22 protein-coding genes and 1 pseudogene are annotated in these 26,237 nt (G+C 73.3%); 15 read left to right on the top strand and 8 right to left on the bottom strand.

Annotated features, from left to right (window positions below; genetic code table 11):
* Positions 1 to 114: 114 nt before the first annotated feature.
* Complete coding sequence (locus OOK41_RS00875; protein WP_266262450.1) at positions 115 to 1,473, top strand: FAD-binding oxidoreductase; 1,359 nt, start codon at positions 115 to 117, stop codon at positions 1,471 to 1,473.
* 55 nt (positions 1,474 to 1,528) lie between these two features.
* Here the strand turns inward: OOK41_RS00875 and OOK41_RS00870 are convergent, their stop codons facing one another.
* Positions 1,529 to 1,960 (bottom strand): hypothetical protein, encoded by a 432-nt coding sequence (locus OOK41_RS00870; protein ID WP_266262449.1) that lies wholly within the window; start codon positions 1,958 to 1,960, stop codon positions 1,529 to 1,531.
* A 363-nt stretch (positions 1,961 to 2,323) separates the two neighbouring features.
* Positions 2,324 to 4,414 carry a SpoIIE family protein phosphatase gene (locus OOK41_RS00865; protein ID WP_266262448.1) on the bottom strand — a complete coding sequence of 697 codons (2,091 nt, stop codon included), beginning with the start codon at positions 4,412 to 4,414 and terminating at the stop codon, positions 2,324 to 2,326.
* A gap of 182 nt (positions 4,415 to 4,596) precedes the next feature.
* On the opposite strand from OOK41_RS00865, the gene OOK41_RS00860 reads away from it, so the two are divergent.
* Positions 4,597 to 8,964 (top strand): HAMP domain-containing protein, encoded by a 4,368-nt coding sequence (locus tag OOK41_RS00860; RefSeq protein ID WP_266262447.1) that lies wholly within the window; start codon positions 4,597 to 4,599, stop codon positions 8,962 to 8,964.
* Positions 8,961 to 9,515: a two-component system response regulator gene (locus OOK41_RS00855; RefSeq protein WP_117668367.1), complete on the top strand. Its 555-nt coding sequence runs from the start codon at positions 8,961 to 8,963 to the stop codon at positions 9,513 to 9,515. Before OOK41_RS00860 ends, OOK41_RS00855 begins: the two co-directional genes overlap by 4 nt.
* Position 9,516: 1 nt before the next feature.
* On the opposite strand, the gene OOK41_RS00850 is transcribed toward OOK41_RS00855, so the two are convergent.
* Positions 9,517 to 10,026 carry a GbsR/MarR family transcriptional regulator gene (locus tag OOK41_RS00850; protein ID WP_266262446.1) on the bottom strand — a complete coding sequence of 170 codons (510 nt, stop codon included), beginning with the start codon at positions 10,024 to 10,026 and terminating at the stop codon, positions 9,517 to 9,519.
* Positions 10,027 to 10,116: 90 nt separating this feature from the next.
* Between OOK41_RS00850 and OOK41_RS00845 the strand changes: the two genes are divergently transcribed.
* Both OOK41_RS00845 and OOK41_RS00840 read left to right on the top strand, forming a co-directional pair.
* Positions 10,117 to 11,022 (top strand): ABC transporter ATP-binding protein, encoded by a 906-nt coding sequence (locus tag OOK41_RS00845; protein ID WP_266262445.1) that lies wholly within the window; start codon positions 10,117 to 10,119, stop codon positions 11,020 to 11,022.
* Positions 11,019 to 12,602, top strand: a complete 1,584-nt coding sequence (locus OOK41_RS00840) for an ABC transporter permease (protein WP_266262444.1) — start codon at positions 11,019 to 11,021, stop codon at positions 12,600 to 12,602. Before OOK41_RS00845 ends, OOK41_RS00840 begins: the two co-directional genes overlap by 4 nt.
* A 53-nt stretch (positions 12,603 to 12,655) precedes the next feature.
* Here the strand turns inward: OOK41_RS00840 and OOK41_RS00835 are convergent, their stop codons facing one another.
* On the bottom strand, positions 12,656 to 12,991 hold the full coding sequence (locus OOK41_RS00835) for an STAS domain-containing protein (protein ID WP_266262443.1): 336 nt from the start codon (positions 12,989 to 12,991) through the stop codon (positions 12,656 to 12,658).
* Between the two features lie 142 nt (positions 12,992 to 13,133).
* On the opposite strand from OOK41_RS00835, the pseudogene OOK41_RS00830 reads away from it, so the two are divergent.
* From OOK41_RS00830 to ccsB, 6 genes and pseudogenes are all read left to right on the top strand, one after another.
* Positions 13,134 to 14,278, top strand: a pseudogene (locus tag OOK41_RS00830) (aminotransferase class III-fold pyridoxal phosphate-dependent enzyme).
* Positions 14,279 to 14,460: 182 nt separating this feature from the next.
* The gene (locus OOK41_RS00825) at positions 14,461 to 15,108 is read left to right on the top strand and encodes a histidine phosphatase family protein (RefSeq protein ID WP_117668372.1); all 648 of its coding nucleotides are present in this window, start codon (positions 14,461 to 14,463) and stop codon (positions 15,106 to 15,108) included.
* Complete coding sequence (locus tag OOK41_RS00820) at positions 15,108 to 15,683, top strand: TlpA disulfide reductase family protein (RefSeq protein ID WP_117668373.1); 576 nt, start codon at positions 15,108 to 15,110, stop codon at positions 15,681 to 15,683. The genes OOK41_RS00825 and OOK41_RS00820 overlap by 1 nt, the downstream gene beginning before the upstream one ends.
* On the top strand, positions 15,683 to 16,537 hold the full coding sequence (locus tag OOK41_RS00815) for a cytochrome c biogenesis CcdA family protein (protein WP_266262442.1): 855 nt from the start codon (positions 15,683 to 15,685) through the stop codon (positions 16,535 to 16,537). Before OOK41_RS00820 ends, OOK41_RS00815 begins: the two co-directional genes overlap by 1 nt.
* Positions 16,537 to 18,222, top strand: coding sequence for a cytochrome c biogenesis protein ResB (locus tag OOK41_RS00810; protein WP_266262441.1), 1,686 nt, complete (start codon positions 16,537 to 16,539; stop codon positions 18,220 to 18,222). Before OOK41_RS00815 ends, OOK41_RS00810 begins: the two co-directional genes overlap by 1 nt.
* A complete protein-coding gene (gene ccsB / locus OOK41_RS00805; RefSeq protein WP_266262440.1) occupies positions 18,222 to 19,205 on the top strand; it encodes a c-type cytochrome biogenesis protein CcsB in 984 nt (327 codons plus the stop codon). Before OOK41_RS00810 ends, ccsB begins: the two co-directional genes overlap by 1 nt.
* A gap of 37 nt (positions 19,206 to 19,242) precedes the next feature.
* Here ccsB and OOK41_RS00800 read toward each other — a convergent pair whose 3' ends face one another.
* Both OOK41_RS00800 and OOK41_RS00795 read right to left on the bottom strand, forming a co-directional pair.
* Positions 19,243 to 19,446: a hypothetical protein gene (locus tag OOK41_RS00800; RefSeq protein ID WP_117668377.1), complete on the bottom strand. Its 204-nt coding sequence runs from the start codon at positions 19,444 to 19,446 to the stop codon at positions 19,243 to 19,245.
* Between the two features lie 51 nt (positions 19,447 to 19,497).
* Positions 19,498 to 19,974: a MarR family winged helix-turn-helix transcriptional regulator gene (locus OOK41_RS00795; RefSeq protein WP_266262439.1), complete on the bottom strand. Its 477-nt coding sequence runs from the start codon at positions 19,972 to 19,974 to the stop codon at positions 19,498 to 19,500.
* An 88-nt stretch (positions 19,975 to 20,062) separates the two neighbouring features.
* On the opposite strand from OOK41_RS00795, the gene OOK41_RS00790 reads away from it, so the two are divergent.
* The gene (locus tag OOK41_RS00790; RefSeq protein ID WP_243639538.1) at positions 20,063 to 20,638 is read left to right on the top strand and encodes a carboxymuconolactone decarboxylase family protein; all 576 of its coding nucleotides are present in this window, start codon (positions 20,063 to 20,065) and stop codon (positions 20,636 to 20,638) included.
* A 127-nt stretch (positions 20,639 to 20,765) separates the two neighbouring features.
* Here the strand turns inward: OOK41_RS00790 and OOK41_RS00785 are convergent, their stop codons facing one another.
* Positions 20,766 to 21,626 (bottom strand): alpha/beta fold hydrolase, encoded by an 861-nt coding sequence (locus OOK41_RS00785; protein WP_266262438.1) that lies wholly within the window; start codon positions 21,624 to 21,626, stop codon positions 20,766 to 20,768.
* A 462-nt stretch (positions 21,627 to 22,088) separates the two neighbouring features.
* Between OOK41_RS00785 and OOK41_RS00780 the strand changes: the two genes are divergently transcribed.
* Both OOK41_RS00780 and mqnP read left to right on the top strand, forming a co-directional pair.
* Positions 22,089 to 23,549, top strand: a complete 1,461-nt coding sequence (locus OOK41_RS00780; RefSeq protein WP_117668380.1) for a menaquinone biosynthesis decarboxylase — start codon at positions 22,089 to 22,091, stop codon at positions 23,547 to 23,549.
* Entirely contained in the window at positions 23,549 to 24,463 is a 915-nt protein-coding gene (mqnP, locus tag OOK41_RS00775) for a menaquinone biosynthesis prenyltransferase MqnP (RefSeq protein ID WP_266262435.1), read from the top strand. The genes OOK41_RS00780 and mqnP overlap by 1 nt, the downstream gene beginning before the upstream one ends.
* Before the next feature lie 7 nt (positions 24,464 to 24,470).
* On the opposite strand, the gene OOK41_RS00770 is transcribed toward mqnP, so the two are convergent.
* On the bottom strand, positions 24,471 to 25,439 hold the full coding sequence (locus OOK41_RS00770; RefSeq protein WP_266267701.1) for a terpene synthase: 969 nt from the start codon (positions 25,437 to 25,439) through the stop codon (positions 24,471 to 24,473).
* Between the two features lie 134 nt (positions 25,440 to 25,573).
* Here OOK41_RS00770 and OOK41_RS00765 point away from each other — a divergent pair, with 134 nt between their 5' ends.
* Positions 25,574 to 26,236, top strand: coding sequence for a UbiX family flavin prenyltransferase (locus OOK41_RS00765; RefSeq protein WP_117668384.1), 663 nt, complete (start codon positions 25,574 to 25,576; stop codon positions 26,234 to 26,236).
* Position 26,237: the final 1 nt, after the last annotated feature.

The following is a 26,237-nucleotide window of genomic DNA, read 5'->3' as shown; positions in this document are numbered from 1 at the left end:
AGGTTACCGGCCGGCCGGGTCGTCGCCGGGGCGCTGTGGGGGCCGGCATCCGCGTCCCCCGACTCCGGACGTGGCACCCCGCCGCTTTGTTCGAACACCTGTACGATAACCGCCATGGCGGCAGCAGCGCGGTCGACCGACCGGTCCGGGGCAATGAGCATCACCCGTCTACTCACCGAGATCTGCGGTCCGCCCTTCGCCCGCTTCGGCGGAGCGGCCGACGAGGTCGCCGGGCGGCCGGCCCGGTGGGTGGCGGTGCCCGGCGACCCGTCCGCCGCGGCCGAGGTGCTCCGGCTGGCCGCCGCTCACGACCTGACGGTGGTGCCCCGGGGTGCCGGCACGAAGATCGACTGGGGGGTCGCCCCGGAGCAGGTCGACATCATGCTCGACACCGGCCGGCTGGCCGGCATCGGTCACCAGCCGGCGGACGCCCCGGTGGCTGAGATCGGCGCGGGCACCCCGCTGCGCGCGGCCCAGGCGGTCCTGGAGCGCACCGGGCGGCGCCTCGCCCTCGACGCCCCCTCGCCCGGGGCCACGGTCGGCGGGGTGCTGGCCGCCGACGAGTCCGGCCCGCTGCGGCACCGCCACGGCGGCCCCTGCGACCAACTGGTCGGGGTGCGGTACCTGGCCGCCGACGGCGAGCTGACCAGCGCGGGCGGCGGCGCGCCCGGCCTGGAGCTGGCCCGGCTGCTCTGCGGCTCGCAGGGCGGCCTCGGGGTGCTGGTCTCGGCCACCCTGCGGGTGCAGCCGGTGCCGGCCAGCCGGGCCTGGGTCAGCCGCCCCGTGGGGAGCCCGCTGGAGCTGCCCGACCTGGTCCGGGCGGTGCTCGCCGCCCGGCTCGACCCTGCGGCCGTCGAGCTGGACCTGCCGGCCCGGGCGAACCGGGCGCGCCCGGCGCCGCATCCCGACGACCCGGCGGCGGCTGCCCGCGCCCGGCACCCCTCGATGTTCCGCCGCGCGGCGCCGCCGGCCGGGGCGGGCACCCTGGCGGTGCTGCTGGAGGGCGGCCCCACCGACGTCCCCGAACGGGTGGAGAGGCTGCTCGCCCTGCTCGGCGACGAGGCGACCGTCGACCACTCGGCGCCGACGTGGTGGCGGAGCTATCCGTTCGGCCCGGGCGAGACCGCGCTGCGCATCGAGGTGCCGACCACCGACCTCCACGCGGCCGTCTACGCGCTGCGCGACGCGGCCGGCGGCCCGGTCCCGATCCGGGGCTCCGCCGGGCAGGGCGTGGTGCACGCGGCCCTGCCCGGCTCCCTGCCCGCCGAGCGGGTGGCGACGATCGTCACCGGCGTGCGCCGGGTGCTGCTCGCCCGGCGCGGCCGGTGCGTCGTGGTCGCGGCGCCGCCGCCGGTACGACAGGCGGTCGACCTCTGGGGCGAGCTGACCTCGCTGCCCCGACTGCGGGCGGCGAAGCAATACCTCGACCCCCACCAGCGCCTGGCCCCCGGCCGCCTCCCGGGCGGCCTGTGACTGCCGCATCCTCCGCGCCGGGGACGTGGCAGCCGTTCCGGTCATGCGGAGGCGATCAGTCCAGCCACCACCGGTGCATGTCGCCGACGGCGGGGATGAGGCGAAGCAGGGGTAGGGCAACCGCGCTGACGATCCCCGCCAGCAGCAGGGCCCGGGCCGGGCGGGACAGCTCGTGCCAGGTCCGGGCGAGCAGCGGCAACGAGACCATGGCCAGCGCTGGGCTGACCAGGAAGCCGACCAGGTAGAGCAGCGCGACCAAGGCGTAGAACCAGGTGAACGGGTTCATCCCAGACAGTCCGAAGGGGACCAGATCCTTCGGGTCGTAGTGGCCGGTGAGCATGTCAGCGGGACCGGCCCCAGTTGCGGCCATCCGTCCGAGGTAGAGGGCGGTCACCAGCAGGAAGGCACCCGCGAAGGCCAGGTGAATCGTGGTCAGCAGCCGGACCGATGACGGGGCCCGCGCGCCGGTGGCCGCCGTCGTCGACATGCGGGGAACCTAGCACCCGCGGAGCAGGTGTGCTGCCCATCCTGCGCGTCGGCCCGCCTGTCAGGAGGGGCGCTCGGTGGTCCCCGGTCGGCCGGGGACCGTGGCCCGGGCGGAGCTGTGGGCGCGGCGGCTCGATGCCGTGGGACGCCGCCTATGGAGCTGAGTCGTCCACGTCATCACCGCTGGGCGGGGGCCACCGCCGTCGCGTTACCCACCGCCCCGTCCGGTCGCGGGTCGCCGGTCGCCGGTCGCGGTGGGCGTGGGTGATGTCGTATTCGACTCAGCTCCATAGGCGCCGGGAGGCATACCTGCTGTGGAGCGGCGCCCACGCCAGGACCCCCAGACTCCCTGACCAGAGCGGGCTCAGAGCCGGTCGTTGCGCAGTACCAGGATGGCGATGTCGTCGCGGGGCGCCTCGACCGAGAACCCGATCGCGGCCGAGCGCAGCCGGGCGGCCACCACGTCGGCCGAGTACCCGGCCAGCGGCGCGGCGGACTCCCGCAGCCGATCGGTGCCGAACAGCTCCCGGCCCCGGCGGCGCTCGGTCACCCCGTCGGTGTAGAAGATCAGCGAGTCGCCGGGGTCGAGCGCGACGCGTGCCGTCGGCGAGCTGATCGCGTCGAGCAGGCCGAGCGCGGTACCGCTGGCACCGACGAACTCGGCCCCGTCGCCCGCCCGCAACAGCACCGGCCGGTCGTGCCCGGCCAGGTGCAGGGCCACGTCCAGCCGGTCGCCCTCGCCCGGCCCGACCGCCGCCAGCGCCAGCGTGCAGTAGCGCCCGCCGCCCCGCTCGACCAGCGTCTCGTTGAGCCGGCCCAGGACCTCCGGCAGCGGCTTGCCGTCGCCGACCAGCACCCGGATGACGTCCCGGACCAGCCCGGTGACGGCCGCCGCCTCGACCCCCTTGCCGGACACGTCGCCGACCACCACCAGCCAGCGCCCGTCGGGCAGCGGGAGCACGTCGTAGAAGTCGCCGCCGACCTCCGCCTCGTCCCCGGTCGGCACGTACTCGGCGGCGAAGCCGATGCCCTCGACCACCGGCAGGACCGGCGGCAGCAGCGACTGCTGGAGGGTCTGCGCCACCCGGCGCCGCTCGGCGTGGATGCGGGCGTTCTCGATGGCCAGCGCGGCCCGCCGGGCCACGTCCTCCAGCACGGCGACCTCGTCCGGGTCGTGCCGGTGGCGCTGGTGGCGGCCGACCGCCAGGGTGCCCAGCCGCTGGCCGCGCGCCACGAGGGGGACGGCGAAGCCCTCCATCGGCCCGCCGAGCGGCACCTGCGACCCGGTCCGGGACGCCTCGCGCAGCCGGGCCTGCACCGAGTCCGTCCCCGTCTCCCGGAGCACCTTGTGCAACTGCGGCAGCACCGACTCGTCGGCGTGGGTGGCCGCCGCGAGCCGCAGCCGCCCCCACTCGTCGGCGGTGTGCACCGCGCACCACTGGCCGAGGCGGGGGACCACCAGTTGCGGGATCAGCGCCATGGTCAGCTCGACGTCCAGGGACTGGGCCAGCAGCTCGCTCGCCTCGGCCAGGAAGGTCAGCCACGCCTGCCGGCGGACATCGGCCCGGCGTAGCCGGTCGTTCTCCAGGTGCAGCGAGAGCCGCTCGGCGGTCAGCACCGCCAGCGGCCGGGCGTACGTCGAGGGGGCGGCGTCCAGCTCCAGCTCCCCGGCGTACGGCCGGTGCACCGCCAGCGGCACCCGGAGCAGCTTGTTGCCGGCGCGCGGGGTGCGGCCGTAGCGGGCCAGCACCTGCGTGCCCTGCCCGTCGCCCCGGTCCAGCCGGACCACGCCGCCGGCCGCGCCGACCATCTCGGCCAGCCGGGTGAGCAGGTCGGTGGCGAACTCGGGCAGCGGGTCCTCGGCGTACTGGTCGGGAGCCGTCTGCATCAGCTCGCTCATCGCCCCGGCGCTCGGCCCCGGGTGCTCGGTGGCCGGGCCGCCGGCGGAGCGGGTGGTCGCCGGGCCCCACCCGCCGGCGGGCGGCGGGCCGGCGGCGACCGGTTGCCCGCCGGCGTCGCGCCGGTCCAGCCGGAACCACACCCCCTTGCCGGTGGGCAGGTACGTGGTGCCCCACCGGCTGGCGAAGTGGTCGACCAGCAGCAGCCCCCGGCCCCGCTCGGAGACCTCGTTGATCTCGGAGCTGTCGTTGCGGACGCCCACGGTCAGCTCGTCGACCGAGCCGGCGGCGAAGTCGGAGACGGTGACGGTCAGCCCGACGTCGTCGGCGACGACCTCGATGTCCAGTTCGGTGCGGGCGTGCTCGACGGCGTTCGTGGTCAGCTCGGTGGTCAGCAGCAGGGCCTCGCTGAGCAGGTCGTCGAGGCGCGCCGCGGACAGCACGGACCGGACCAGGGCGCGCGCGGCGGCCGGCGTCCGCCGGTCGGCGGGCAGCCGTACCCGCCGGACGCGCTCGTCCGGCGCGTCGAAGGTCGCCGGCCCCGCCTCCGCTGACACCTTCGTATCCTCCACCGCCGCCCGCCGGTAAGCCAAGCCGGCCCGGGGGCCGGGCCGTGAGCTGCTTGGACGCGCGGCGTCCCGGCGGGCGGCGCGGCGCGGCATCGACGCTCGGCCGGGCACAATGATGGGATGGCCGGTGTGCCGGCAGGCCCCGGCGGCCCCGAACTGAGCGAGGAATGATGACCACGGCGAAACACTCGGTAGCCGCGGACCCGTCCGCGCCGGACCAGGCCGCCCTGCTCAGCGAGTTGGCGGAGGCGCTGCGCCGGGTGCGCGGCGGTGACCTGAAGGTCCGGCTGCCCCGGCGGGCGGGCCCGGCCGGCGAGGTGGCGGACGCGTTCAACGACGTGGTGGCCCTCCAGGAGCGGCAGCACCTGGACCTGCGCCGGATCAGCCGGATCGTCGGCCGGGACGGCCGGCTCACCGAGCGCCTCGACGAGGAGGGGCTGGAGGGCTCCTGGGCGGAGGGGCAGCGGGCGGTCAACTCGCTGATCGACGACCTCGGCCGCCCGACGACCGAGATCGCCCGGGTGATCGTGGCCGTGGCCGACGGCGACCTCTCCCAGCACATGGCGCTGGAGATCGACGGCCGGCCGCTGCGCGGCGAGTACCTGCGGATCGGCCGCACGGTCAACACGATGGTCGACCAGCTCTCGTCCTTCTCCAACGAGGTGACCCGGGTGGCCCGCGAGGTGGGCACGGAGGGCAAGCTCGGCGGCCAGGCCGACGTGCGCGGGGTCGCCGGCACCTGGAAGGACCTCACCGACTCGGTGAACACCATGGCGTCGAACCTGACCGGCCAGGTGCGGTCGATCTCCCAGGTGGCGACGGCGGTGGCCAAGGGCGACCTGTCGCAGAAGATCACGGTCGGGGCGCGCGGCGAGGTCGCCGAGCTGGCCGACACCATGAACTCGCTCACCGACACGCTGCGCCTCTTCGCCGAGCAGGTGACCCGGGTCGCCCGGGAGGTGGGCACCGAGGGCAAGCTCGGTGGCCAGGCGGAGGTGCCGAACGTCGCGGGCACCTGGAAGGACCTCACCGACAGCGTCAACTCGATGGCCTCGAACCTGACGGCCCAGGTGCGCAACATCGCCCAGGTGTCCACGGCCGTCGCCCGGGGCGACCTGTCGCAGAAGATCACCGTCGCCGCCCAGGGCGAGATTCTGGAGCTGAAGGACACCGTCAACACGATGGTGGACCAGCTCTCGTCGTTCGCCGACGAGGTGACCCGGGTGGCCCGCGAGGTGGGCATCGAGGGCAAGCTCGGCGGCCAGGCCCAGGTGCGCGGGGTCTCCGGCACCTGGCGCGACCTCACCGAGAACGTCAACCAGCTCGCGGGCAACCTGACCAGCCAGGTCCGCAACATCTCCCAGGTCTCCACCGCCGTCGCCAAGGGCGACCTGAGCCAGAAGATCACCGTGGACGCCCAGGGCGAGATCCTGGAGCTGAAGAACACCGTCAACACGATGGTGGACCAGCTCTCGTCGTTCGCCGACGAGGTGACCCGGGTGGCCCGGGAGGTGGGCACGGAGGGGAAGCTGGGCGGTCAGGCGCAGGTCAAGGGCGTGTCGGGCACGTGGCGGGACCTGACGGACAACGTGAACTCGATGGCGTCGAACCTGACGTCGCAGGTGCGCAACATCGCCTCGGTGACCACGGCCGTGGCGAAGGGCGACCTGTCGCAGAAGATCACCGTGGATGCCCGGGGCGAGATCCTGGAGCTGAAGTCGACGGTGAACACGATGGTGGACCAGCTCTCGTCGTTCGCCGACGAGGTGACCCGGGTGGCCCGCGAGGTGGGCACCGAGGGCAAGCTCGGCGGCCAGGCCCAGGTGCGCGGCGTCGCCGGCACGTGGCGGGACCTGACGGACAACGTGAACTCGATGGCGTCGAACCTCACGGCCCAGGTGCGCAACATCGCCCAGGTGTCGACCGCCGTGGCGAAGGGCGACCTGTCGCAGAAGATCACCGTGGATGCCCGGGGCGAGATCCTGGAGCTGAAGTCGACGGTGAACACGATGGTGGACCAGCTCTCGTCGTTCGCCGACGAGGTGACCCGGGTGGCCCGGGAGGTGGGCACGGAGGGGAAGCTGGGCGGTCAGGCGCAGGTCAAGGGCGTGTCGGGCACGTGGCGGGACCTGACGGACAACGTGAACTCGATGGCGTCGAACCTGACGTCGCAGGTGCGCAACATCGCCTCGGTGACCACGGCCGTGGCGAAGGGCGACCTGGGCCAGAAGATCACCGTGGACGCGCAGGGCGAGATCCTGGAGCTGAAGAACACCGTCAACACGATGGTGGACCAGCTCAGCTCGTTCGCCGACGAGGTGACCCGGGTGGCCCGCGAGGTGGGCATCGAGGGGAAGCTGGGCGGGCAGGCGCAGGTCAAGGGCGTCTCCGGTACGTGGCGCGACCTCACCGAGAACGTCAACCAGCTCGCCTCCACGCTCACCACCCAGCTCCGGGCCATCGCCCAGGTGTCGACCTCGGTTACCCGGGGCGACCTGACCCAACGAATCGCGGTCGAGGCCCAGGGCGAGGTCGCCGAGCTGAAGGACAACATCAACCAGATGATCGTCACCCTCCGGGAGACGACGAAGAAGAACGCCGAGCAGGGCTGGCTGGACTCCAACCTGGCCCGGATCGGCGGCCTGCTCCAGGGGCAGCGGGACCTCGGCGAGGTCTGCCGGATGATCATGATGGAGGTGACCCCGCTGGTCGACGCGCAGCTCGGCGCGTTCTTCCTGGTGGACATCTCCGACGGCAGCATGCGGCTGCGGCTGACCGCCTCGTACGGCTACGTGGCCCGGGGGCACGACGTCACGTTCGGCCCCGGCGAGGGGCTGGTCGGGCAGGCGGCGCTGTCCCGCCGGACGATCCGGGTGAGCGCCTCCCCGGACGGCCGGCTCACCCTGCGCTCGGGCCTGGCCGACACCCCGCCGGCCGACCTGGTGGTGCTGCCCGTGCTGTTCGAGGGCGAACTGCTCGGCGTGATCGAGTTCGCCAGCGTGGCCGCGTTCTCCGACCTGCACCTGTCGTTCCTGGAGCGGCTGGTGCTGACCATCGGCATCGCGGTCAACACGATCCAGGCCAACCGGCGCACCGAGGAGCTGCTGGCCCAGTCGCAGCGGCTGGCCCACGAACTCCAGGAACAGTCGGCCGAGTTGCAGCGCACCAACGCCGAGCTGGAGGACAAGGCCCAGCTCCTGTCCGAGCAGAAGGCGAACATCGAGACCCAGAACCGGGAGATCGAGCTGGCCCGGCTCGGCCTGGAGGACAAGGCCCAGCAGCTCACCCGGGCCTCGGCGTACAAGTCGGAGTTCCTGGCCAACATGAGCCACGAGCTGCGTACGCCGCTGAACTCGCTGCTACTGCTGGCCCGGCTGCTGGTGGAGAACTCGGAGCAGAACCTCACCCCGAAACAGATCGAGTTCGCCCGGACCATCCACGGCTCCGGCTCGGACCTGCTGCGGCTGATCGACGACATCCTCGACCTGTCCAAGATCGAGGCGGGCCGGATGGACGTGGAGCCGACCGAGGTCGGGTTCACCGAGATCCGCGGGTACGTCGAGCAGGCGTTCTCCCCGCAGGCCGAGGACAAGGGCCTCGACTTCCAGGTCCGGGTGGCCAAGGAGCTGCCCCCGGCGCTGGTCACCGACGCCGGACGGTTGCAGCAGATCCTGCGTAACCTGCTCTCCAACGCGGTGAAGTTCACCGACAACGGGGCGGTGACGCTGCGGATCGCCCCGGCGTCCGAGAACGTCGCCTTCGACGTGCCGGCGCTGACCAACGCCCAGCAGGTGATCGCCTTCACGGTGATCGACACCGGCATCGGCATCTCGGACGACAAGCTGTCGCTGATCTTCGAGGCGTTCCAGCAGGCGGACGGGACGACCAGCCGCCGGTACGGCGGCACCGGGCTGGGGCTGTCGATCAGCCGGGACCTGGCCCGCCTGCTGGGCGGCTCGATCACCGTGGCCTCGGCGCCCGGGGAGGGTTCCACCTTCACCTTGTACGTACCGGACGTGCTGGCCCCGGACGCGGTGGTGGCGCCGGCGCCACCGTCGCCGGCCCGCGCGGGCCTGCCCGCCTCGCTGCTGATGCCCCCGCCCGAGCTGCCGGAGGCAGTCGAGACGCCGGCCACCCGCCGGCTGGAGGGCGTCACCGTGCTGATCATCGATGACGACGTGCGGAACGTGTTCGCTCTGACCAGTGCATTGGAGTTGCACGGTATGACCGTGTTGTACTCGGACAACGGGGCGGACGGCGTCCGCCGGCTGGCCGAGCATCCGGAGGTGGACATCGTGCTGATGGACGCGATGATGCCCGACCAGGACGGCTACGAGACCACCCGGCAGATTCGCCGCAACCACCGCTTCGCCGACCTGCCGATCGTCTTCCTGACCGCGAAGGCGATGCCGGGCGACCGCGAGTCCGCGCTCGCGGCGGGCGGCAGCGACTACATCACCAAACCGGTTGACCTGGACGACCTGATCGAGCTGATGGCGTCCTGGGTGGGCGGCAGTCGAGGCGAGGAGAGAGTGTGACCCAGACGGCCAAGGCGCTGTTGGTCGACGACCGGCGGGAGAACCTGATGGCCCTGGAGGCGATCCTCCAGGGGCTGCCGGTGCAGTCGGTCGCCGTGGAGAGCGGCGAGGCGGCGCTCAAGCAGTTGCTGGTGGACGACTTCGCGGTGATCCTGCTGGACGCGCAGATGCCCGACATGGACGGCTTCGAGACCGCCAGCCACATCAAGCGGCGGGAACGTACCCGGCACGTGCCGATCATCTTCCTCACCGCGGCGGACAAGGACGCCCAGCTCGCCCTGCGCGGGTACGCGGTCGGCGCGGTCGACTACCTGACCAAGCCCTTCGACCCGTGGGTGCTGCGGGCCAAGGTGTCGGTCTTCGTCGAACTGTGGGTCAAGACCCGACAGCTCGCCGCCCAGTCGGACCTTGTCCGGGAGCGCGAGGCGCAGTGGCGCACGCTCACCGACGCCGTCGACGAGGCCACCACCCTGCTCCGGGCGGACGGCCCGGAGGCCCGAACCCGCGCCGCCGACCTGCTGGAACAGGCCCGCTGGGGAAACACCCGCTGACCTAGGCGGCTGACGAACCGCCGTGGCCCGTGGCGGCGCGGCGGGCCCGCCAGCGCTCGCCGAGCGAGTCGATCTCCTCCTGGATGAAGACGAAGAAGTCGCGCATCTCGGCGACCCGCTCGCCGGCCGGGCTGCTCCGGCCGGCGAGGGCGTCGAGCCCGCCGTCCGCGATGTCGATGAAGTTCTTGTAGAGGCCGGTCTTCGTGATCGTCCCCTCGTACCAGGGGTTGTCCGGCAGCCCGTAGCGGTCCCGGCGGGAGCCCTTCACCGGCTCGCGGACCAGCATCCCGAACTGGGTCAGGTAGCGGACCGCGCCGGAGACCGCCGCCGCGCTGACGTCGAGCCGCTCGCCGATCTCGGCGGCGGTCAACGTCTGGTCCGCGCTCATCACCGTGAACAGCACCCGGGCGGCCATCCGGGGGAAGCCGACATCCGCGAAGGCCATGGCCATCCGCTCGACGAAAAGGTGGACCGCCTCGTCGTTGCGGCGGGGCGGGTCGGCGGCGGTCATCCAACTCTCCTCGGCGTAGGTCGGGAATCTGATCGTGCCTCAGCTTCCACAGTCTTCACAACTTTCTGAAACGACTGTAGCTTCTGAAGTATGGAAACTCCGATAACGGTGACCGGCCTGGTGAAGACCTTCGGCCAGACCCGGGCGCTCGACGGGCTGGACCTGACCGTCCGCGCCGGTGAGGTGCACGGCTTCCTGGGGCCCAACGGCGCCGGCAAGTCCACCGCCATCCGGGTGCTGCTCGGTCTGCTGCGGGCGGACGCGGGGGCCGTCCGACTGCTCGGCGGCGACCCCTGGCGGGACGCCGTCGCGCTGCACCGACGGCTGGCGTACGTGCCCGGCGACGTGACCCTGTGGCCGAACCTCAGCGGGGGCGAGGTGATCGACCTGCTCGGCCGGATGCGCGGCGGCATCGACCGGGCCCGCCGCGACGAGCTGCTGGCCGCCTTCGAGCTGGACCCGCGCAAGAAGGGCCGGGCGTACTCGAAGGGCAACCGGCAGAAGGTCGGCCTGGTCGCCGCCCTGGCCTCCGACGCGGAGCTGCTGATCCTCGACGAGCCCACCTCCGGCCTCGACCCACTGATGGAGGAGGTCTTCCAGCACTGGGTGGGCCGGGCCCGGCAGGACGGCCGGACCGTCCTGCTCTCCAGCCACATCCTCGGCGAGGTCGAGGCGCTCTGCGACCGGGTGACGATCATCCGCAACGGTCGCGCCGTGGAGACCGGCACGCTCACCGAGCTGCGTCACCTCCAGCGCACCTCCGTCGACGCCGAGCTGGCCGGGCCGCCGCACGGGCTGGCCGAGCTGGCCGGCGTGCACGACCTGCGGGTGGACGGCGACCGGGTCCGCTTCGACGTGGACACCCCGGCGCTCGATGCCGCGCTGCGCCGGCTCACCGAGATCGGCGTACGGACCCTGGTCAGCCGGCCGCCCGCGCTGGAGGAGCTGTTCCTGCGGCACTACGGCTCGGCGAGCACCGCCGGGGTGGCCCGGTGACCGGCGTCCGGCACCTGGTCCGGCTGATCCTGCGCCGGGACCGGGTGCTGCTGCCGATCTGGGTGTTGCTGATCGCGGTGCTGCCGGCCAGCTACGCCGAGACGTACGCGGGGCTCTACCCGACCGCCGCCCAGCGCGCCGAGTACGCGGCCACCACCGCCGGCAACCCGTCGATCGTGGCGCTGCTCGGCCCGGTGCACGGCGACAGCGTCGGCGCGCTCGCCGCCCAGCGGGCCGGGCTGCTGCACCTGATCGTCGGCCTGATCAGCCTGCTCGTCGTCGTCCGGCACACCCGGACCGAGGAGGAGGCGGGCCGGCGGGAGCTGCTCGGCGCCACCGTCCTCGGCCGGTACGCCGGGCTGGCCGCGGCGCTGCTCGTCACGTACGCGGCGGACCTGCTGCTTGGGCTGCTCGTGGCCGGCGGGCTGGTCGCCGCCGGCCTGCCGGCGGCCGGGTCGCTGGCGTTCGGGCTCTCGGTCGCCCTCGCCGGGGCGGTCTTCGCCACCGTGGGCGCCCTCGCCGCACAGCTCACCGAGAGCGCGGGCGGCGCCCGGGGGCTGGGCATCGCGGCGCTCGGGGCGGCGTACCTGGTCCGGCTCGCCGGGGACGCGGGCGGGACGCAGTGGCTGAGCTGGCTCTCCCCGCTGGGCTGGGCCCAGCGCACCCACCCGTACGCCGGCGAGCGCTGGTGGCCGCTGGCGCTGCTCGCCGGGCTGGCCGCGCTGGTCGGCGCGGCGGCGTTCCGGCTCTCGGCGCGGCGCGACCTCGGCGCGGGCGTGCTGCCGCCGAGGCTCGGCCCGGCCGCCGCCGGCCCCGCCCTCGCCGGCCCGTGGGGGCTGGCCTGGCGGTTGAACCGGGTCGCGCTGCTCGGCTGGACGGTCGGCGCGGCGGCCCTCGGCGCGGTGCTCGGCGCCGCCGCCCAGGCGGCCGGGGCGGCGGTGGACGGCAACGAGACCGTCGCCCGGTTGATGGAGCGGCTCGGCGGCTCGGCGTCGATCGCCGAGGCGTACCTCGGGACGACCCTGAGCATCACCGCGCTCGCCGCCGCCGGCTACGGCATCCAGGCCGCGCTGCGGATGCGGACCGAGGAGACCGGCCAGCGCGCCGAGCCGGTGCTCGCCACCGGGGTGAGCCGGTCCCGCTGGCTGCTCGGCCACCTGGCCTTCGCCCTGCTCGGCCCGGCGGTGATGCTCGCGGTGACCGGCGCGGTGACCGGGCTCGCCTACGGCCTCAGCAGCTCCGACGTGGCGGGTAGGGTGCCCCGGCTGACCGGGGCGGCGCTGGCCCACGTGCCGGCGGTCTGGGTGCTGGTCGGCGTGGCGGTGCTGCTGTTCGGCCTGCTGCCCCGGGTCAGCGTCGGCGCGGCCTGGGCGGCGCTCGCCGGCTGCCTGCTCCTCGGCCAGCTCGGCGCGGCGCTGGAGCTGAGCCAGTGGCTGTTGGACCTGTCCCCGTTCACCCACACCCCGCAGGTCCTGGGCGGCCCGGTGCCCGCCACCCCGCTGCTGGCCCTGACCGGCACGGCCGCCGCGCTGGCCACGGCGGGCCTGCTCACCTTCCGCCGCCGAGACCTTCCCACCTGATCGCGATCGCGACCCCGCCGCCGGCCAGGGCGGCGGGGCGCGGGTGGCGGGAATCAGTCGGTGGGAGCGCCGTTGCGGATCATCAGGGCCGAGCGGAGGCCGGTGATGTCCAGGACCCGGAGCAGGAAGTCGCCGACGCCGGTGAGGATGAGCAGGCTCTGCGCGTGGCTGGCCTTGCGACTGAGCACGACCAGGGTGCCCAGCCCCTGGGAGTCGCAGAAGGTGACCCCGCCCAGATCGAGGACGATCCGCGGGGGCGGATCGGCGAGCGCCTCGTTGACGACGGTCGAGAGTTGGGTGGCCGTGAGCATGTCGATCTCACCGGCGAGGCGGAGCAGCACTTCATCGCCCGTGCGGTGTAGCGTGATGGACAGTTCGGCACGATCCACCCGGTCAGCCTAGCGCGAACCGGGTCCTCCGGCCCGTCGAGGCGTTCGCAGCCCGCCCGGCCAGCTCATCCGCGTGAGCCCGGTAACCCCGACCAGGGGTGGCTGCCGATTCGCCGTCCGGCGCTGACACAATGGCGGCATCGTGACCGATACCTTTTCCGCCGGATCCGGCCGCTACCCGGCTGACGCGCCGGCCTCCGAGGCCCTGTTCGACCGCGCCCGCGCCATCGTGCCGGGCGGGGTGAACTCCCCCGTGCGCGCGTTCCGCGCCGTCGGCGGCACCCCGCGCTTCATGGTCCGGGGGGAGGGGCCCTGGCTCTACGACGCGGACGACCGGCGCTACGTCGACCTGGTCTGCTCCTGGGGGCCGCTGATCCTCGGGCACGCCCACCCCGCGGTGGTCGAGGCCGTCCGGGACGCCGCCGGCCGGGGCACCAGCTTCGGCACCCCGACCCCCGGCGAGGTGGAGCTGGCCGCCGAGATCGTCGACCGCACCCCGGCGCGGCGGCCGGCGACACCATCGTGCTGCCGTACAACGACGTCGCCGCCGTCGAGGAGGCGTTCGCCGCCGAGGGGGCGCACATCGCCGCGGTGATCACCGAGGCGGCGGCCGGCAACATGGGCGTGGTCGCCCCCCGCGACGGGTTCAACTCCCAGCTCGCCCGGATCGCCCACGCGCACGGCGCGCTGCTGATCGTCGACGAGGTGATGACCGGGTTCCGGGTCACCCGTTCCGGGTGGCACGGCCTCGACCCCACCGACGCCGACCTGTGGACGTACGGGAAGGTCATGGGCGGTGGGCTGCCGGCCGCGGCGTTCGGCGGGCGCGCGGAGATCATGTCGCGGCTGGCCCCGGCCGGCCCGGTCTACCAGGCCGGCACCCTCTCCGGTAACCCGCTCGCGTGCGCCGCCGGCCTGGCCACGCTGCGGCTGGCCGACGACGCCGTCTACCGCAGGCTCGACGACACGGCCGCCGTGCTGGGCAAGCTCGCCGCCGACGCGCTCGCCGCCGCCGGGGTCCCGCACCGGCTGTCGTACGCGGGCAGCATGTTCTCGATCTTCTTCACGGACGCCGACGTGGTCGACTACGACAGCGCCCGGACCCAGCAGGTCCCGGCGTTCAAGGCGTTCTTCCACTCGATGCTCGCCGACGGGGTCTACCTGCCGCCGAGCGCGTTCGAGGCCTGGTTCGTCTCGGCGGCGATCGACGACGCCGCGTGTGAGCAGATCGCCGCGGCCCTGCCGGCGGCGGCGAACGCGGCGGCAGCGGCGGGCAACGGGGGGTAGTGGTGAGCGCGAGGAGTGAGCCGGTTTTGCGAGCCCCGCAGTCGCGAACGAGGGGGGCGTGGTGAGCGCGAGGAGTGAGCCGGTTTTGCGAGCCCCGCAGTCGCGAACGAGGGGGGCGTGGTGAGCGCGAGGAGTGAGCCGGTTCTGCGAGCCCCGCAGTCGCGAACGAGGGGGGCGCTGCGGTGAGCAAGACGGTGGTTCACGTGCTGCGGCACGGCGAGGTGCACAACCCCGCCCAGATCCTCTACGGCCGGCTGCCCGGCTTCCGCCTGTCGGAGCTGGGCGTGCAGATGGCCAAGGCGGCGGCCCAGGGGCTCGCCGAGCGGACCGTGGTGCACGTGGTGGCCAGCCCGCTCGAACGCGCCCAGCAGACCGCCGAGCCGATCGCCGCTCAGTTCGGCCTGCCGGTCGGGGTGGACGAGCGGTTGATTGAGAGCGCCAACTGGTTCGAGGGCAAGAAGGTCTCCCCGGGCGATGGGTCGTTCCGCGACCCGCGCAACTGGTGGGTGCTGCGCGACCCGGTCACCCCGTCCTGGGGCGAGGCGTACCGGGCCATCGCGGAGCGGATGTTCGCCGCCCTGCACGCCGCCCGGGTCGCCGCCGAGGGGCGGGAGGCCGTGCTGGTCTCCCACCAACTCCCCATCTGGACGCTGCGCCGCTACGTCGAGCGCAAGCGGCTCTGGCACGACCCGCGCCGGCGGCAGTGCGGCCTGGCCAGCCTCACCTCGTTCCACTTCGACGGCGCGAAGATCGTCGGGATCGGCTACAGCGAGCCGGCCGCGCACCTGGTCGCCACATCACCGACCGCCCGGACGGCCAAGGGGGCCTGATGTCAGCCCGGAGGTGGATCGCGGGGCTCCTCGCGGCCGTGACGACCACGGCGGCCCTGACCGGCTGTTCCTCCGACAGCCAGGAGCAGCGCTGCGCCACCACCGACGGGGTGATCGAGTGCGCCCCCGACCAGCGGTCCACCGCCCCGAAGCTGGCCGGTGAGCTGCTCACCGGCGGCAGCTACGACGTCGCGACGGACCGCGGCCAGGTGGTCGTGGTCAACTTCTGGGGGTCCTGGTGCCCGCCCTGCCGGGCCGAGGCCGACGACCTGGAGGCCACCTACCAGGCCACCAAGGCGTCCGGGGTGACCTTCCTCGGCATCAACGTGCAGGACAACCGGGAAAAGGCGCTCGCGTTCGAGGAGGGCCGGGTCACCTACCCCAGCCTCTTCGACCCGCCGAGCCGGCTCGCCCTCGCCTTCGACATCTCGCCCACCACCATTCCGGCCACCCTCGTGCTGGACCGGGACGGCAGGGTGGCCGTGGTGATCCGGTCGGCGGTGACCCAGGAGCGGCTGCAACCGATCGTCGCCCGGATCGCCGCCGAGCAGCCCGCCCCCAACGGTTCCCGCTGATGGGGGAGACCTTCCACGACGTCGCCCGGAGCGGACCGCTGCTGCTGGCCATCGGCGCGGCGGCGCTCGCCGGGCTGGTCAGCTTCCTGTCCCCGTGCATCCTCCCGCTGGTCCCCGGCTACCTCTCCTACGTCACCGGCCTGGCCGGCGCCGACCTGGAGGGCCGGAGAGCACCGGCAACGCCCCCGGTCGGCACCCCGGGCCCGGGGCAGGCCGACGGCGGCGGCGGGGCGGTGCGGGAACGTACCCGGGAACGGGGCCGGACCGCGGCGGCGGTCAAGGGCCGGGTGCTCGCCGGGACGCTGCTCTTCATCGCCGGGTTCACCGCCGTCTTCACCGCCACCGCGATCCTCTTCGCCAGCGTCGGCCGGGTCTTCATCCAGTACGAGCGGGCTCTGGAGATCGGTGCCGGTGCGCTGGTCATCGTGCTCGGGCTGGCCTTCGTCGGGGTGCTCCCCGGCCTCCAGCGGGAGTTCCGGATCCACCGGCTGCCCGCCGCCGGCCTGCTCGGGGCACCCGTCTTCGGCGCGGTCTTCGCCCTGAGCTGGATGCCCTGCACCGGCCCCACGCTCGCGGCGGTGCTCGGCATGGCCACCCCCGGCGGGCAGACCGATCGGGCCGTGGTGCTCGCCGTGGCCTACTGCCTCGGGTTGGGGATTCCGTTCGTCGCCTTCGGGCTGGGCTTCCACCGCCTGCTCGGGGTGTTCCGCGCCGTCCGGCGCAACAGCCGCTGGGTCACCCGGGTCGGCGGCGTCCTGCTGGTGCTGATCGGCCTCGCGCTGGTCACCGGCGGGTGGACCAACTTCGTCATCTGGTTGCAGACGACGTTCGGCGTGGGCGAGGTGAGCATCTGATGACGATCGTGGCGGACCGGGCCGATCCCGAGGCGCCCCGCCGCCGGCCCAACCGCGCGCTGGCCCTGCTGCGCAACTCGTGGCGGCAGCTCACCAGCATGCGTACGGCGCTGATCCTGCTCTTCCTGCTCGCCGTCGCAGCCATCCCCGGCTCGGTGCTGCCGCAGCGCGGGGTGAACCTGGAGAAGGTCAACCAGTACTTCGTCGACCACCCGGAGCTGGCCCCCAGGCTGGACCGGATCGGCGCGTTCGAGGTGTTCGGGTCGGTCTGGTTCTCCGCCATCTACCTGCTGCTGTTCACCTCGCTGATCGGCTGCATCGTGCCCCGGCTGCGCGACCACGCGCGCGCGCTGCGCGCGAAGCCGCCGGCCGCGCCGAGGCGGCTGGAGCGGCTGCCCCAGCACGCTGTCCTGACCGGCGTCGCCACCGACGCCGAGGCCGTCGCCACCGAGCTGCGCCGACGGCGCTGGCGGGTGGTGGTACGCGGAACCGAGGTCTCCGCCGAGAAGGGATACCTCAAGGAGACCGGCAACCTGCTGTTCCACACCTCGCTGATCGCCGTGCTGATCGGGGTGGCCCTCGGCTCCTGGTACGGCTGGCACGGCAACAAGCTGCTGGTGGCCGGGGAGGACGGGTTCTGCAACACCCGGCAGCAGTACGCCGAGGCGAAGCTCGGCCCCCAGGTGGACAGCGCCGACCTGCCGCCGTTCTGTCTGACCCTTAAGAACTTCGACGCGCGGTTCCTGGAGTCGGGCCAGCCGGAGTTCTACCGGGCCACGGTCGACGTGGAGCAGGCCGGCCGGGCCACCCGCACCGAGACCTTCTCGGTCAACTCCCCGCTGCGCCTCGGTGCCGCCAATGTCTACCTGCTCGGCCACGGCTACGCCCCGGTGCTGCGCTACACCGACCGGTACGGCAAGACCCAGACCAGCAACTTTCCCTTCCTGACCAGCGGGGACGCCACCCTCACCAGCGAGGGCGTGGCCGCGTTCCCGGACGTCAACGTCGACCCGAAGACCGGCAAGCGGGACTCGAACCTCCAGGTCGCCTTCGAGGGGCTGTACCTGCCCACCGCGCCGCAGCAGGGCCCGTTCAACCGGTCGGAGTTTCCGACCGAGCGCAACCCGGCCGTGGTGCTCGTCGCGTACCGGGGGAACCTGGGCATGGACGCCGGCATCCCCGGCTCGGTGTACCAGCTCGACCAGCGCCAGGTCACCAACGGCAAGCTCAAGCAGGTCGGCGACAAGAAGCTCGCCGTCGGCGAGAAGTGGACGCTGGACGACGGCAGCGTGCTGGAGTTCGTCGGCACGAAGCCGTACATCACCCTGTCGGTGCGCTACGACCCCGGCTCCACGCTGCTGCTCGGCAGCTCGGCGGTCTTGCTGGTCGGCCTGATGGGCGCCCTGTTCGGCAAGCGCCGCCGGGTCTGGTTCCGGGTGACGCCGGCCGCGAACCCGGCCGGCGATGCCGCCCCGACCTCTACCGACGACCCCGCCGGAGGATCTCCGACGGGCGGTAGTAGCTTGGTGGAGGCCGGTGGCCTGCCGCGCACCGACTATCCGGGGTTCGCCGACGAGTTCGCGCAGCTCGTCGCCGCCGTCAGCGGCGGCGGGGAGCCGGACGAGCGGGCCGGCGGGGGTCGCGACGCACGCGGTCCGGCCGGGACGCGAGAAGGAGCCGAGTGATGTCCGCACTCTCCGACCAACTGGTCACGTTCGCGATCCTGGCGTACCTGGTCGCGATGATCTGCCACGCCGTCGAGTACGCCCTGGGCAACGCCCGGGCCGTCGCCCCGGCCGCCGCAGCCAAGCGCGAACTGGTCGGCGCGGGGGTCGGCGGGGCCGGCGGCCCGGTCGACGTGCCCGCCGCCCCGGCCGATCCGCCGGCCCGGCTCGGCCGCTCGGCGCAGCAGGCCCGGCTGGCCGGCCGCGTCGCGGTCTGGATCACCGCGCTCGCCGCCGCGCTGCACCTCGCGGCCACGGTCACCCGCGGCATCGCCGCCGACCGGATGCCCTGGGGCAACATGTACGAGTTCGTGCTGACGGTCTCGTGGGTCAGCGCAGCGGCGTGGCTCGCCGTGCTCTGGAAGCGCCCCTCGCTGCGCCGCCTCGGGCTGTTCCTCACCCTGGTGATGGTGCTGCTGCTGGCGTTCGCCGAGCTGAAGCTGTACGTCGAGGTCGTGCCGTTGATGCCGGCGCTGCAGTCGGCCTGGTACATCGTGCACGTGTCGACGATCAGCTTCTCGTCCAGCATCTTCCTGCTCGGCGCGGTGCCGGCGATCGCGTTCCTGATGCGCAACGGGTACGAGCGGGGCAGGCGCAGCTTCCCGTACACCCTGGCGAAGCGGCTGCCGGCGGCGGACGGCCTGGAGCGGCTGACCTTCGTGCTGCACGCCTTCTCGTTCCCGATCTTCACCTTCGCGGTGATCGCCGGCGCGATCTGGGCGGAGGCCGCGTGGGGCCGGCCGTGGGGCTGGGACCCGAAGGAGACCTGGGCGTTCATCTCCTGGGTGGTGTACGCGGGCTACCTGCACGCCCGGGCCACTCCGAGCGTCAAGCGGAACGTGGCGACGTGGATCGCCATCCTCGGCTTCCTCACCATGCTGATGAACCTGTTCGGGGTGAACTTCTTCTTCACCGGCCTGCACTCCTACGCCGGGGTGAGCTGACCGACCCTCGGGCCCGGGGTGACCGCCGTCCCGCCGGTCAGGGCCGGGCGGCCCTCGTCGCGGTGAGCACCCGGTCCACCTGCCGGGTGAACTGGTAGGCCACCTCCGGCACGTCGGGCAGCTCGATCCGCTCGGCGCGCATGGTGAGCTGGGCGTGCAGTTCCCGGGCCACCGCGTCGCGGATCCGGACCAGCAGGGGGGAGAGGCCGTCCGGGTCTCCGGACACGTACGCGTCACTCATGCTGCCATCGTGCCCCCTGCGGGTGTTTCTCGGTGCCCGGCGCGGGAGCGGTCAGGTGCCGAACCAGCCCGGGACGTCTAGGCGGAAGAGGTCGGCGGCGGCGACCGTGCGCAGGTCGTCCTCGATCGCCGCGACCCGCTCGGGGCCGAGGGTGGTCGCCCAGCGGTCGCGCAGCGTGTCGAAGACCACCGCCGAGCGGGTCAGGCCGTCGCGGCCCCGAGCGGTCATCCGGACCAGCCTGCGCCGGGCGTCGCGCGGGTCGTCGGCGCGTTCCAGGTAGCCGAGGGCGACCAGCCGGTCGACCGTCTTGCCGGCAGCCTGCTTGGAGACGCCGAGGCGCTGACCCAGCTCGGTCGCGGTGGTGCCCTCCACCCCGACCGCCTGGAGGACGAAGCCGTGCAGCGGCCGTAGCTCCGGGTGGCCCTGCGCGGCCAGCTCCGCGTGCAGGTCGTCGATGAGGGTACGGAAGCCGGCCAGCAGCAGCAGGGGCAGCGCGAAGCCGGGCCGCCCGGGGTCAGCCGTTGCCACGTTCGACAACCACGTTTACTATCTGGACAACCACGTTGACTATCGTACGTCACGGCGGTCCCTCACCCCTACCCGAGAGCAGGTCACCGTGCCCGACCGCGTCTTCACCGCCCACACCCCCGAAACCGCGCCCGCCGCCGCCCGGCCGACCATCGAGGGGGTGCGACGGAAGTTCGGCTACCTTCCGGCTCCGGTCGCCCTGATGGCCGAGTCGCCGCACCTGCTCAAGGGCTTCCTCACCGTCAACGGGATCTTCGAGCAGAGCGACCTCGACCCGTTGGAGCGGGAGGTCGTCGTGCTGACGATCGCCACCCACAACGAGTGCCACGTCTGCGTGGCGCTGCACACCGGCACGCTGACCGGGCTGGCTGCCGACCCGGCGCTGATCGGTGCGCTGCGCTCCGGCGCGCCGCTGGCCGAGGCGCGGCTGGAGGCGCTTCGGCTGTTCACCCTGGCCGTGCTGGAGCACCGGGGCGCGGTCCCGGACGACGTGCTGCGCGCCTTCCTCGCCACCGGCTACCGCCCCGGGCAGGCCCTCGACGTGGTCCTCGGCGTCGGCACGTACACCATCTCCACCTTCGCCAACCGGCTCACCGGTGCCCCGCTCGATCCCCAACTCGCCGACCACGCCTGGACGCCCACCCCGGTGGCGGCCAGCGGCTGAACCGCCGCCGCCCGACCTCGGGGCGCGCCCGGGGCCTCCTCCGGGGTGCCCGGGGCCTCCCCGGGTGCGCCCAGCGGCCCGATCGGCGAGTGGGCCCGAGCCGAGGCGGCCCTCCTCGGTGCCCGGGTCAGGCCGGGCGGAGGAAGTCCAGCAGCAGGGCGAGGAGTTCCTCCGGTCGCTCCTCGTACAACCAGTGGCCGCAGTCCTCGATCACCTCGCCACGGACCGTCGTGGCGTACCGGCGGACCTGGTCGGCCACCTGGTCGCCGAGGCTGGCCCGGCCGCCGACGGCCAGCACCGGCATGGGTAGCGGCGTAGCCCGGTACGCGGCGTTGTCGGTGATGTCCTGACCGAAGGCGCGGAAGTACGCGAAGCTCGCCCGCAGGTGCGCCTCGTCCCGCAGGTGCCGGGCGTACTCCTCGACGTCGTCGGGGCCGATGCTGCCCTTGCGGACCATCATCGAGTCGGTGAACCGGTCCACCCAGAGCGTCTCCCGGCCGCTGACGAGCTGCTCGGGCAGCCCGTTGACGAGGCTGAAGAAGCCGAAGTTCCACACCCCAGGGCCGGCCGGGGTCAGCGCGGGGAACGCGTAGACGCTCTCGTCGGGGATCGGTGCCTCGCTGAGCACCAGCCGGCTCACCCGGTCCGGGTGAGCGGCGGCGTACGCGTAGGCGACCATCGTGCCGACGTCGTGGCCGACCAGCCGGATGTCGCCGGTCACGCCCAGCTCGTCGAGCAGCCCGTGCAGGTCGGCGGCGAGGGTCTTCTTGTCGTACCCGGCGGCCGGGGCGTCGCTGTCGCCGAAACCGCGCAGGTCGGGAGCGACCACGTCGAAGTGCCGGGCCAGCTTGGGCAACAGGGCCCGCCACATGTACCAGGACTCCGGGTAGCCGTGTAGCAGCACCAGGGGCGGCCCCTGCCCACCCCGGACATGGTTGATCATCACCTCGCCGACCCGCACCCGCCGCTCGCTGAACCCCTTCGGCACCCGTCCCCCACCCACCTGATCCCCTCCCACCAGACCCCTGAACTCCCACCCCCACCGGTGCCCGCCCCCGTGCCCGGCGGGGCGGGGCTGCTGACAGAGGGTTACTGGGAGCCTACCGTGCGGTTGGGAGTGGGGGTCAGGTTGGTGGAGGGACGTTGACGTTTGGGAGGGGGAGAGGGTGGTGGGGATGGCTCGACCTCGGGCTCACCGCCCAGCGGGCCTTCGTCGAGCTGGCCCATAGCCACTGACCCGGCGTGCGGCGGGTGATCGACTCGGCATGCAGCATGTCGCGGCATCCCGTCGTCCGGACACCGCAACATGCCGCACATCGAGTCGATCACATGCCGCAGGTCGAGTTGATCATGTGCCGCACGTTGAGTTGATCATGTTGGCGCGCGGGATCGCGGGCGTCACACCACCCGGCTTGGTCGACCTGGTGGCCGGTGCGGGAGACTGGCTGTCATGGCGGCTCGTGGCTTCCCGTACACCGATCTGAAGGACTTCCTCGCGGCCCTGGAGCGGGCGGGGGAGCTGCGCCGGGTCAGCGTCCCGGTCGATCCGACGCTGGAGATCAGCGAGATCGTCACCCGGACCGTGCGGGCCGGCGGCCCCGCGCTGCTCTTCGAGCGGCCGACCCGGGGTGAACTGCCGGTGGCGATCAACCTGTTCGGCACCGAGAAGCGGATGGCGATGGCGCTCGGCGTCGAGTCCCTCGACGAGATCGGCGCGCGGATCGGCGACCTGATCAAGCCGGAGCTGCCGGTCGGCTGGTCCGGCATCCGCGAGGGCATGGGCAAGGTCATGCAGCTCAAGTCGCTGCCGCCGCGCAAGGTGAAGACCGCCCCCTGCCAGCAGGTGGTGTACTCCGGCGACGACGTCGACCTGAACCGGCTGCCCGGCCTCCAGGTCTGGCCGGGTGACGGCGGCATCTTCCACAACTACGGGCTGACCCACACCAAGCACCCGGAGACCGGCAAGCGCAACCTCGGCCTCTACCGGCTCCAGCAGCACTCCCGCAACACCCTCGGCATGCACTGGCAGATCCACAAGGACTCCACCGCCCACCACGCGGTCGCCGAGCGGCTCGGCCAGCGCCTGCCCGTCGCGGTCGCGATCGGCTGCGACCCGGTGGTCTCGTACGCGGCCAGCGCGCCGCTGCCCGGCGACATCGACGAATACCTGTTCGCCGGGTTCCTGCGCGGCGAGCGGGTCGAGATGGTCGACTGCCTCACCGTCCCGCTCCAGGTCCCGGCGCACGCCCAGATCGTGCTGGAGGGGTACCTGGAGCCCGGCGAGCGGCTGCCCGAGGGGCCGTTCGGCGACCACACCGGCTTCTACACCCCGGTCGAGCCGTTCCCGGTGCTGCACATCGAGACGATGACCATGCAGCGCGACGCCGTCTACCACTCGATCGTCACCTCCAAGCCGCCGCAGGAGGACCACGGCCTCGGCAAGGCCACCGAGCGGATCTTCCAGCCGCTGCTCAAGCTGCTGATCCCCGACATCGTCGACTACGACCTGCCGGCCGCCGGGGTCTTCCACAACTGCGCGATCGTGTCGATCCGCAAGCGCTACCCCAAGCACGCCCAGAAGGTGATGAACGCGATCTGGGGCGCCCACCTGATGTCGCTGACCAAGCTGATCGTGATCGTCGACGAGGACTGCGACGTGCACGACTACAACGAGGTCGCGTTCCGGGCCTTCGGCAACGTCGACTACGCCCGGGACCTGCTGCTCACCGAGGGTCCCGTCGACCACCTCGACCACGCCTCGTACCAGCAGTTCTGGGGCGGGAAGGTGGGCGTCGACGCCACCCGGAAGCTGCCCACCGAGGGCTACACCCGGGGCTGGCCGGAGGAGATGAGCATGGCCCCCGAGGTCGTGTCCCTGGTCGACAAGCGCTGGAAGGAGTACGGGATCTGATGACCGCCGCCGTCACGGAGCCCGTCGAGCGTCCCGGCCGGGTCAAGTCGTTCCTCAGGCTCGTCGCGATCGAGCACTCCGTCTTCGCACTGCCGTTCGCGTACCTGTCGGCGCTGACCGCGATGCAGGTCCACGGCGGGCGGGTGCGCTGGCTCGACCTGCTGCTGATCACCGTGGCGATGGTCGGGGCGCGGACGTTCGCGATGGCCGCCAACCGGATCCTCGACCGGCGGATCGACGCGCGGAACCCGCGTACGGCCGCCCGGGAGCTGGTCACCGGGGCGGTGAGCCTGCGGACGGCCTGGACCGGCGCGACCGTCGCGCTGGTGGTCTTCCTCGCCGCCGCCGCCCTGCTCAACCCGCTCTGCCTGGCGCTCGCGCCGCTCGCCGTGGTCCCGCTGGTCGTCTACCCGTACGGCAAGCGGTTCACCAACTGGCCGCACGCGATCCTCGCGGTCGCCCAGGCGGTCGGCCCGGTCGGCGCCTGGCTCGCGGTCACCGGCACCTTCGCCGGCTCGTGGCCGGCCTGGCTGCTCGGCGTGGCGGTGGGCCTGTGGATCGGCGGGTTCGACCTGATCTACGCCTGCCAGGACGCCGAGGTGGACCGGACGATCGGCGTGCACAGCGTTCCCGCCCGGTACGGGCTGCGCTTCGCCCTGCACGCCTCCACCGTCGCGCACGTGGTGACGTTCGCGGCGTTCATCTGGTTCGGGGCGCTGGTCGGGTTCGGCTGGCTCTGGTGGATCGGGCTGGCGCTGACCGCCGTCGCGTTCGGCTACCAGCACCTGGTGGTGTCGCCGACCGACCTGAGCAAGGTCAACCGGGCCTTCTTCACCGCGAACGGGTTCGTCGGCATCGCGCTGTTCGTGTTCGCCCTGCTGGACCTGGTGGTCCGGCTCGGCCTGCGCCCCTGACCGAAGGTCAGTCCCGGTCGGCCGGGGTGAGGTAGCGGGCGCTCTCCAGGGTCCACTCGACGGTGCCCCGGACGGCGTCGGCGACCCCGTCGAGGTGGTCGGTGACGGCCTCGTCCAGCGTCGGGCCGAACGACGGCACGGCCGCGCGGAGTTCGACGAAGCGGCGCATCGCCGCCCGCCAGCGCTCGGCGGTCAGGTCGACCGCGGCGGCGATCGGGACGCCCCGCTCGGCGGCCAGCGCGAGCACCAGGTTGTGCCCGCCGGAGGCGGCCCGGTCCCGCTCCAGCGAGGCGATGTCGTTGTACCAGGAGAGCAGGTCGTTGCCGAGATCGGCGATCTCGCGCAGCAGCGGGTGGTGGTACACCGCGTCGGGCAGCGGCCGGCCGGTGACGAACTCGATCAACGGGTACGACACGTACGCCGCCGAGGTGGCCCGGCGCAGCTCGACGTACCGGGCCACGTCCGGCGGCCGACCGGCGGCCTGCTCCACCGCCTCCTGCCAGGTTCCGTGCAGGTGGTGGCCGACCGCGTCGGCGAACCGCAGCCGCCAGCGGGCGGGCATCCGGCGGCGCGGCTCCCGCCAGGCCCGCACCAGCAGCCGGCGCAGCGGGCCGGTGAGCCCCGGATGGCGGGCCCGGTGGCCCTCCCGCAGCAGCCACAGCGTTCCGTCGCGCAGCGCCCGGATCTGCTGCGGGGTCAGCCGGTGCGGGCCGTCGCAGGCGTCGTCGACCAGGAAGAACCAGGTGAACAGGGCGGTCACCACCCGCAGGTCGGCCTCGGTGGCCTGCGGGTAGAGCCGGCCGGCGTAGCGGGCGAAACCCGCGCGGGACAGCCGGTCCAGCGCCGGGCCGTCCAGCGGCAGGCCAAGGCCGGGCAGCCGGTCGTCGAGCCACCGCTGCACCCGCTCGGCGTGCGGCGACAGCCTCGGCGGGATGGGGCAGTCGGAGCGCAGCGACCAGAGGATGTCGCCGGTCATCATCGACTCCTCCCAGGGGCGTGGGATCGCGCCCACGGCAGCATGGCAGGTCGGTACCGTGGGCGGGGGGCCGGCCCGGCGGACCCGAGGGGGTGGCCGACGGCCGCCCGGCGTGACCAGGCAGGCTGGACGGTATGCGTGAGCCATGGGTGGTGGGGGTCTCCGGTGCGTCGGGCACGCCGTACGCCGCCGCGGTTCTGAGCGGGCTGCTGGACGCCGGCGAACCGGTGGACCTGATCGTGTCCCGCGCCGCGCGGCTGACCATCCTCGACGAGACCGGGCGGTCCTTCCGCGACGGGCACTGGGCCGAGGACCTCGCGGCCTGGCTCGGCCGGGACCTGGGCGACGCCGACGTGCGGCACTGGCCCGCCGGTGATCTTGCCGCCGGCCCCAGCAGCGGCTCCTACCGGGTACGCGGCATGGCGGTCGTGCCGGCCAGCACGGCCGCCTGCGCCGGAATCGCGATCGGGCTGTCCAAGGACCTGTTGCAGCGGGCCGCGGAGGTCAACCTCAAGGAGCGCCGGCCGCTGGTGGTGGTGCCCCGCGAGACGCCGGTGACCCGTAGCCACCTGGAGCACCTGATCGCCCTGCACGACGCCGGGGCGGTGGTGCTGCCCGCCAGCCCGGGCTTCTACGGTGCCGGCGCGTCCGCCTCGGCGCAGCAACTCGTCGACTTCGTGGCGGGGAAGGTGCTCGACGCCCTGGGCGTACCGCACACGCTGTTCCGTCGCTGGTCCGGCGAGCTGGGCACCGGCCGTACCGGCGACCCGGAGGGGCTGGCTGCCGGCCGCGGCTGAG

It is taken from the genome of Micromonospora sp. NBC_01655, assembly GCF_026339755.1.
Lineage (GTDB): Bacteria > Actinomycetota > Actinomycetes > Mycobacteriales > Micromonosporaceae > Micromonospora.
Note: the sequence above shows the minus strand (reverse complement) of the source record. Positions and strands in the feature narration are given on the sequence as shown.

What these genes read in the sequence shown, in the direction of transcription:
- OOK41_RS00875 (WP_266262450.1), top strand. Translation starts at nt 115, where the DNA reads ATGGCGGCAGCAGCGCGGTCGACCGACCGGTCCGGGGCAATGAGCATC.
- OOK41_RS00870 (WP_266262449.1), bottom strand. Translation starts at nt 1,960, where the DNA reads ATGTCGACGACGGCGGCCACCGGCGCGCGGGCCCCGTCATCGGTCCGG.
- OOK41_RS00860 (WP_266262447.1), top strand. Translation starts at nt 4,597, where the DNA reads ATGACCACGGCGAAACACTCGGTAGCCGCGGACCCGTCCGCGCCGGAC.
- OOK41_RS00850 (WP_266262446.1), bottom strand. Translation starts at nt 10,026, where the DNA reads ATGACCGCCGCCGACCCGCCCCGCCGCAACGACGAGGCGGTCCACCTT.
- OOK41_RS00845 (WP_266262445.1), top strand. Translation starts at nt 10,117, where the DNA reads ATGGAAACTCCGATAACGGTGACCGGCCTGGTGAAGACCTTCGGCCAG.
- OOK41_RS00820 (WP_117668373.1), top strand. Translation starts at nt 15,108, where the DNA reads ATGTCAGCCCGGAGGTGGATCGCGGGGCTCCTCGCGGCCGTGACGACC.
- OOK41_RS00815 (WP_266262442.1), top strand. Translation starts at nt 15,683, where the DNA reads ATGGGGGAGACCTTCCACGACGTCGCCCGGAGCGGACCGCTGCTGCTG.
- OOK41_RS00810 (WP_266262441.1), top strand. Translation starts at nt 16,537, where the DNA reads ATGACGATCGTGGCGGACCGGGCCGATCCCGAGGCGCCCCGCCGCCGG.
- ccsB (WP_266262440.1), top strand. Translation starts at nt 18,222, where the DNA reads ATGTCCGCACTCTCCGACCAACTGGTCACGTTCGCGATCCTGGCGTAC.
- OOK41_RS00800 (WP_117668377.1), bottom strand. Translation starts at nt 19,446, where the DNA reads ATGAGTGACGCGTACGTGTCCGGAGACCCGGACGGCCTCTCCCCCCTG.
- OOK41_RS00780 (WP_117668380.1), top strand. Translation starts at nt 22,089, where the DNA reads ATGGCGGCTCGTGGCTTCCCGTACACCGATCTGAAGGACTTCCTCGCG.
- mqnP (WP_266262435.1), top strand. Translation starts at nt 23,549, where the DNA reads ATGACCGCCGCCGTCACGGAGCCCGTCGAGCGTCCCGGCCGGGTCAAG.
- OOK41_RS00770 (WP_266267701.1), bottom strand. Translation starts at nt 25,439, where the DNA reads ATGACCGGCGACATCCTCTGGTCGCTGCGCTCCGACTGCCCCATCCCG.
- OOK41_RS00765 (WP_117668384.1), top strand. Translation starts at nt 25,574, where the DNA reads ATGCGTGAGCCATGGGTGGTGGGGGTCTCCGGTGCGTCGGGCACGCCG.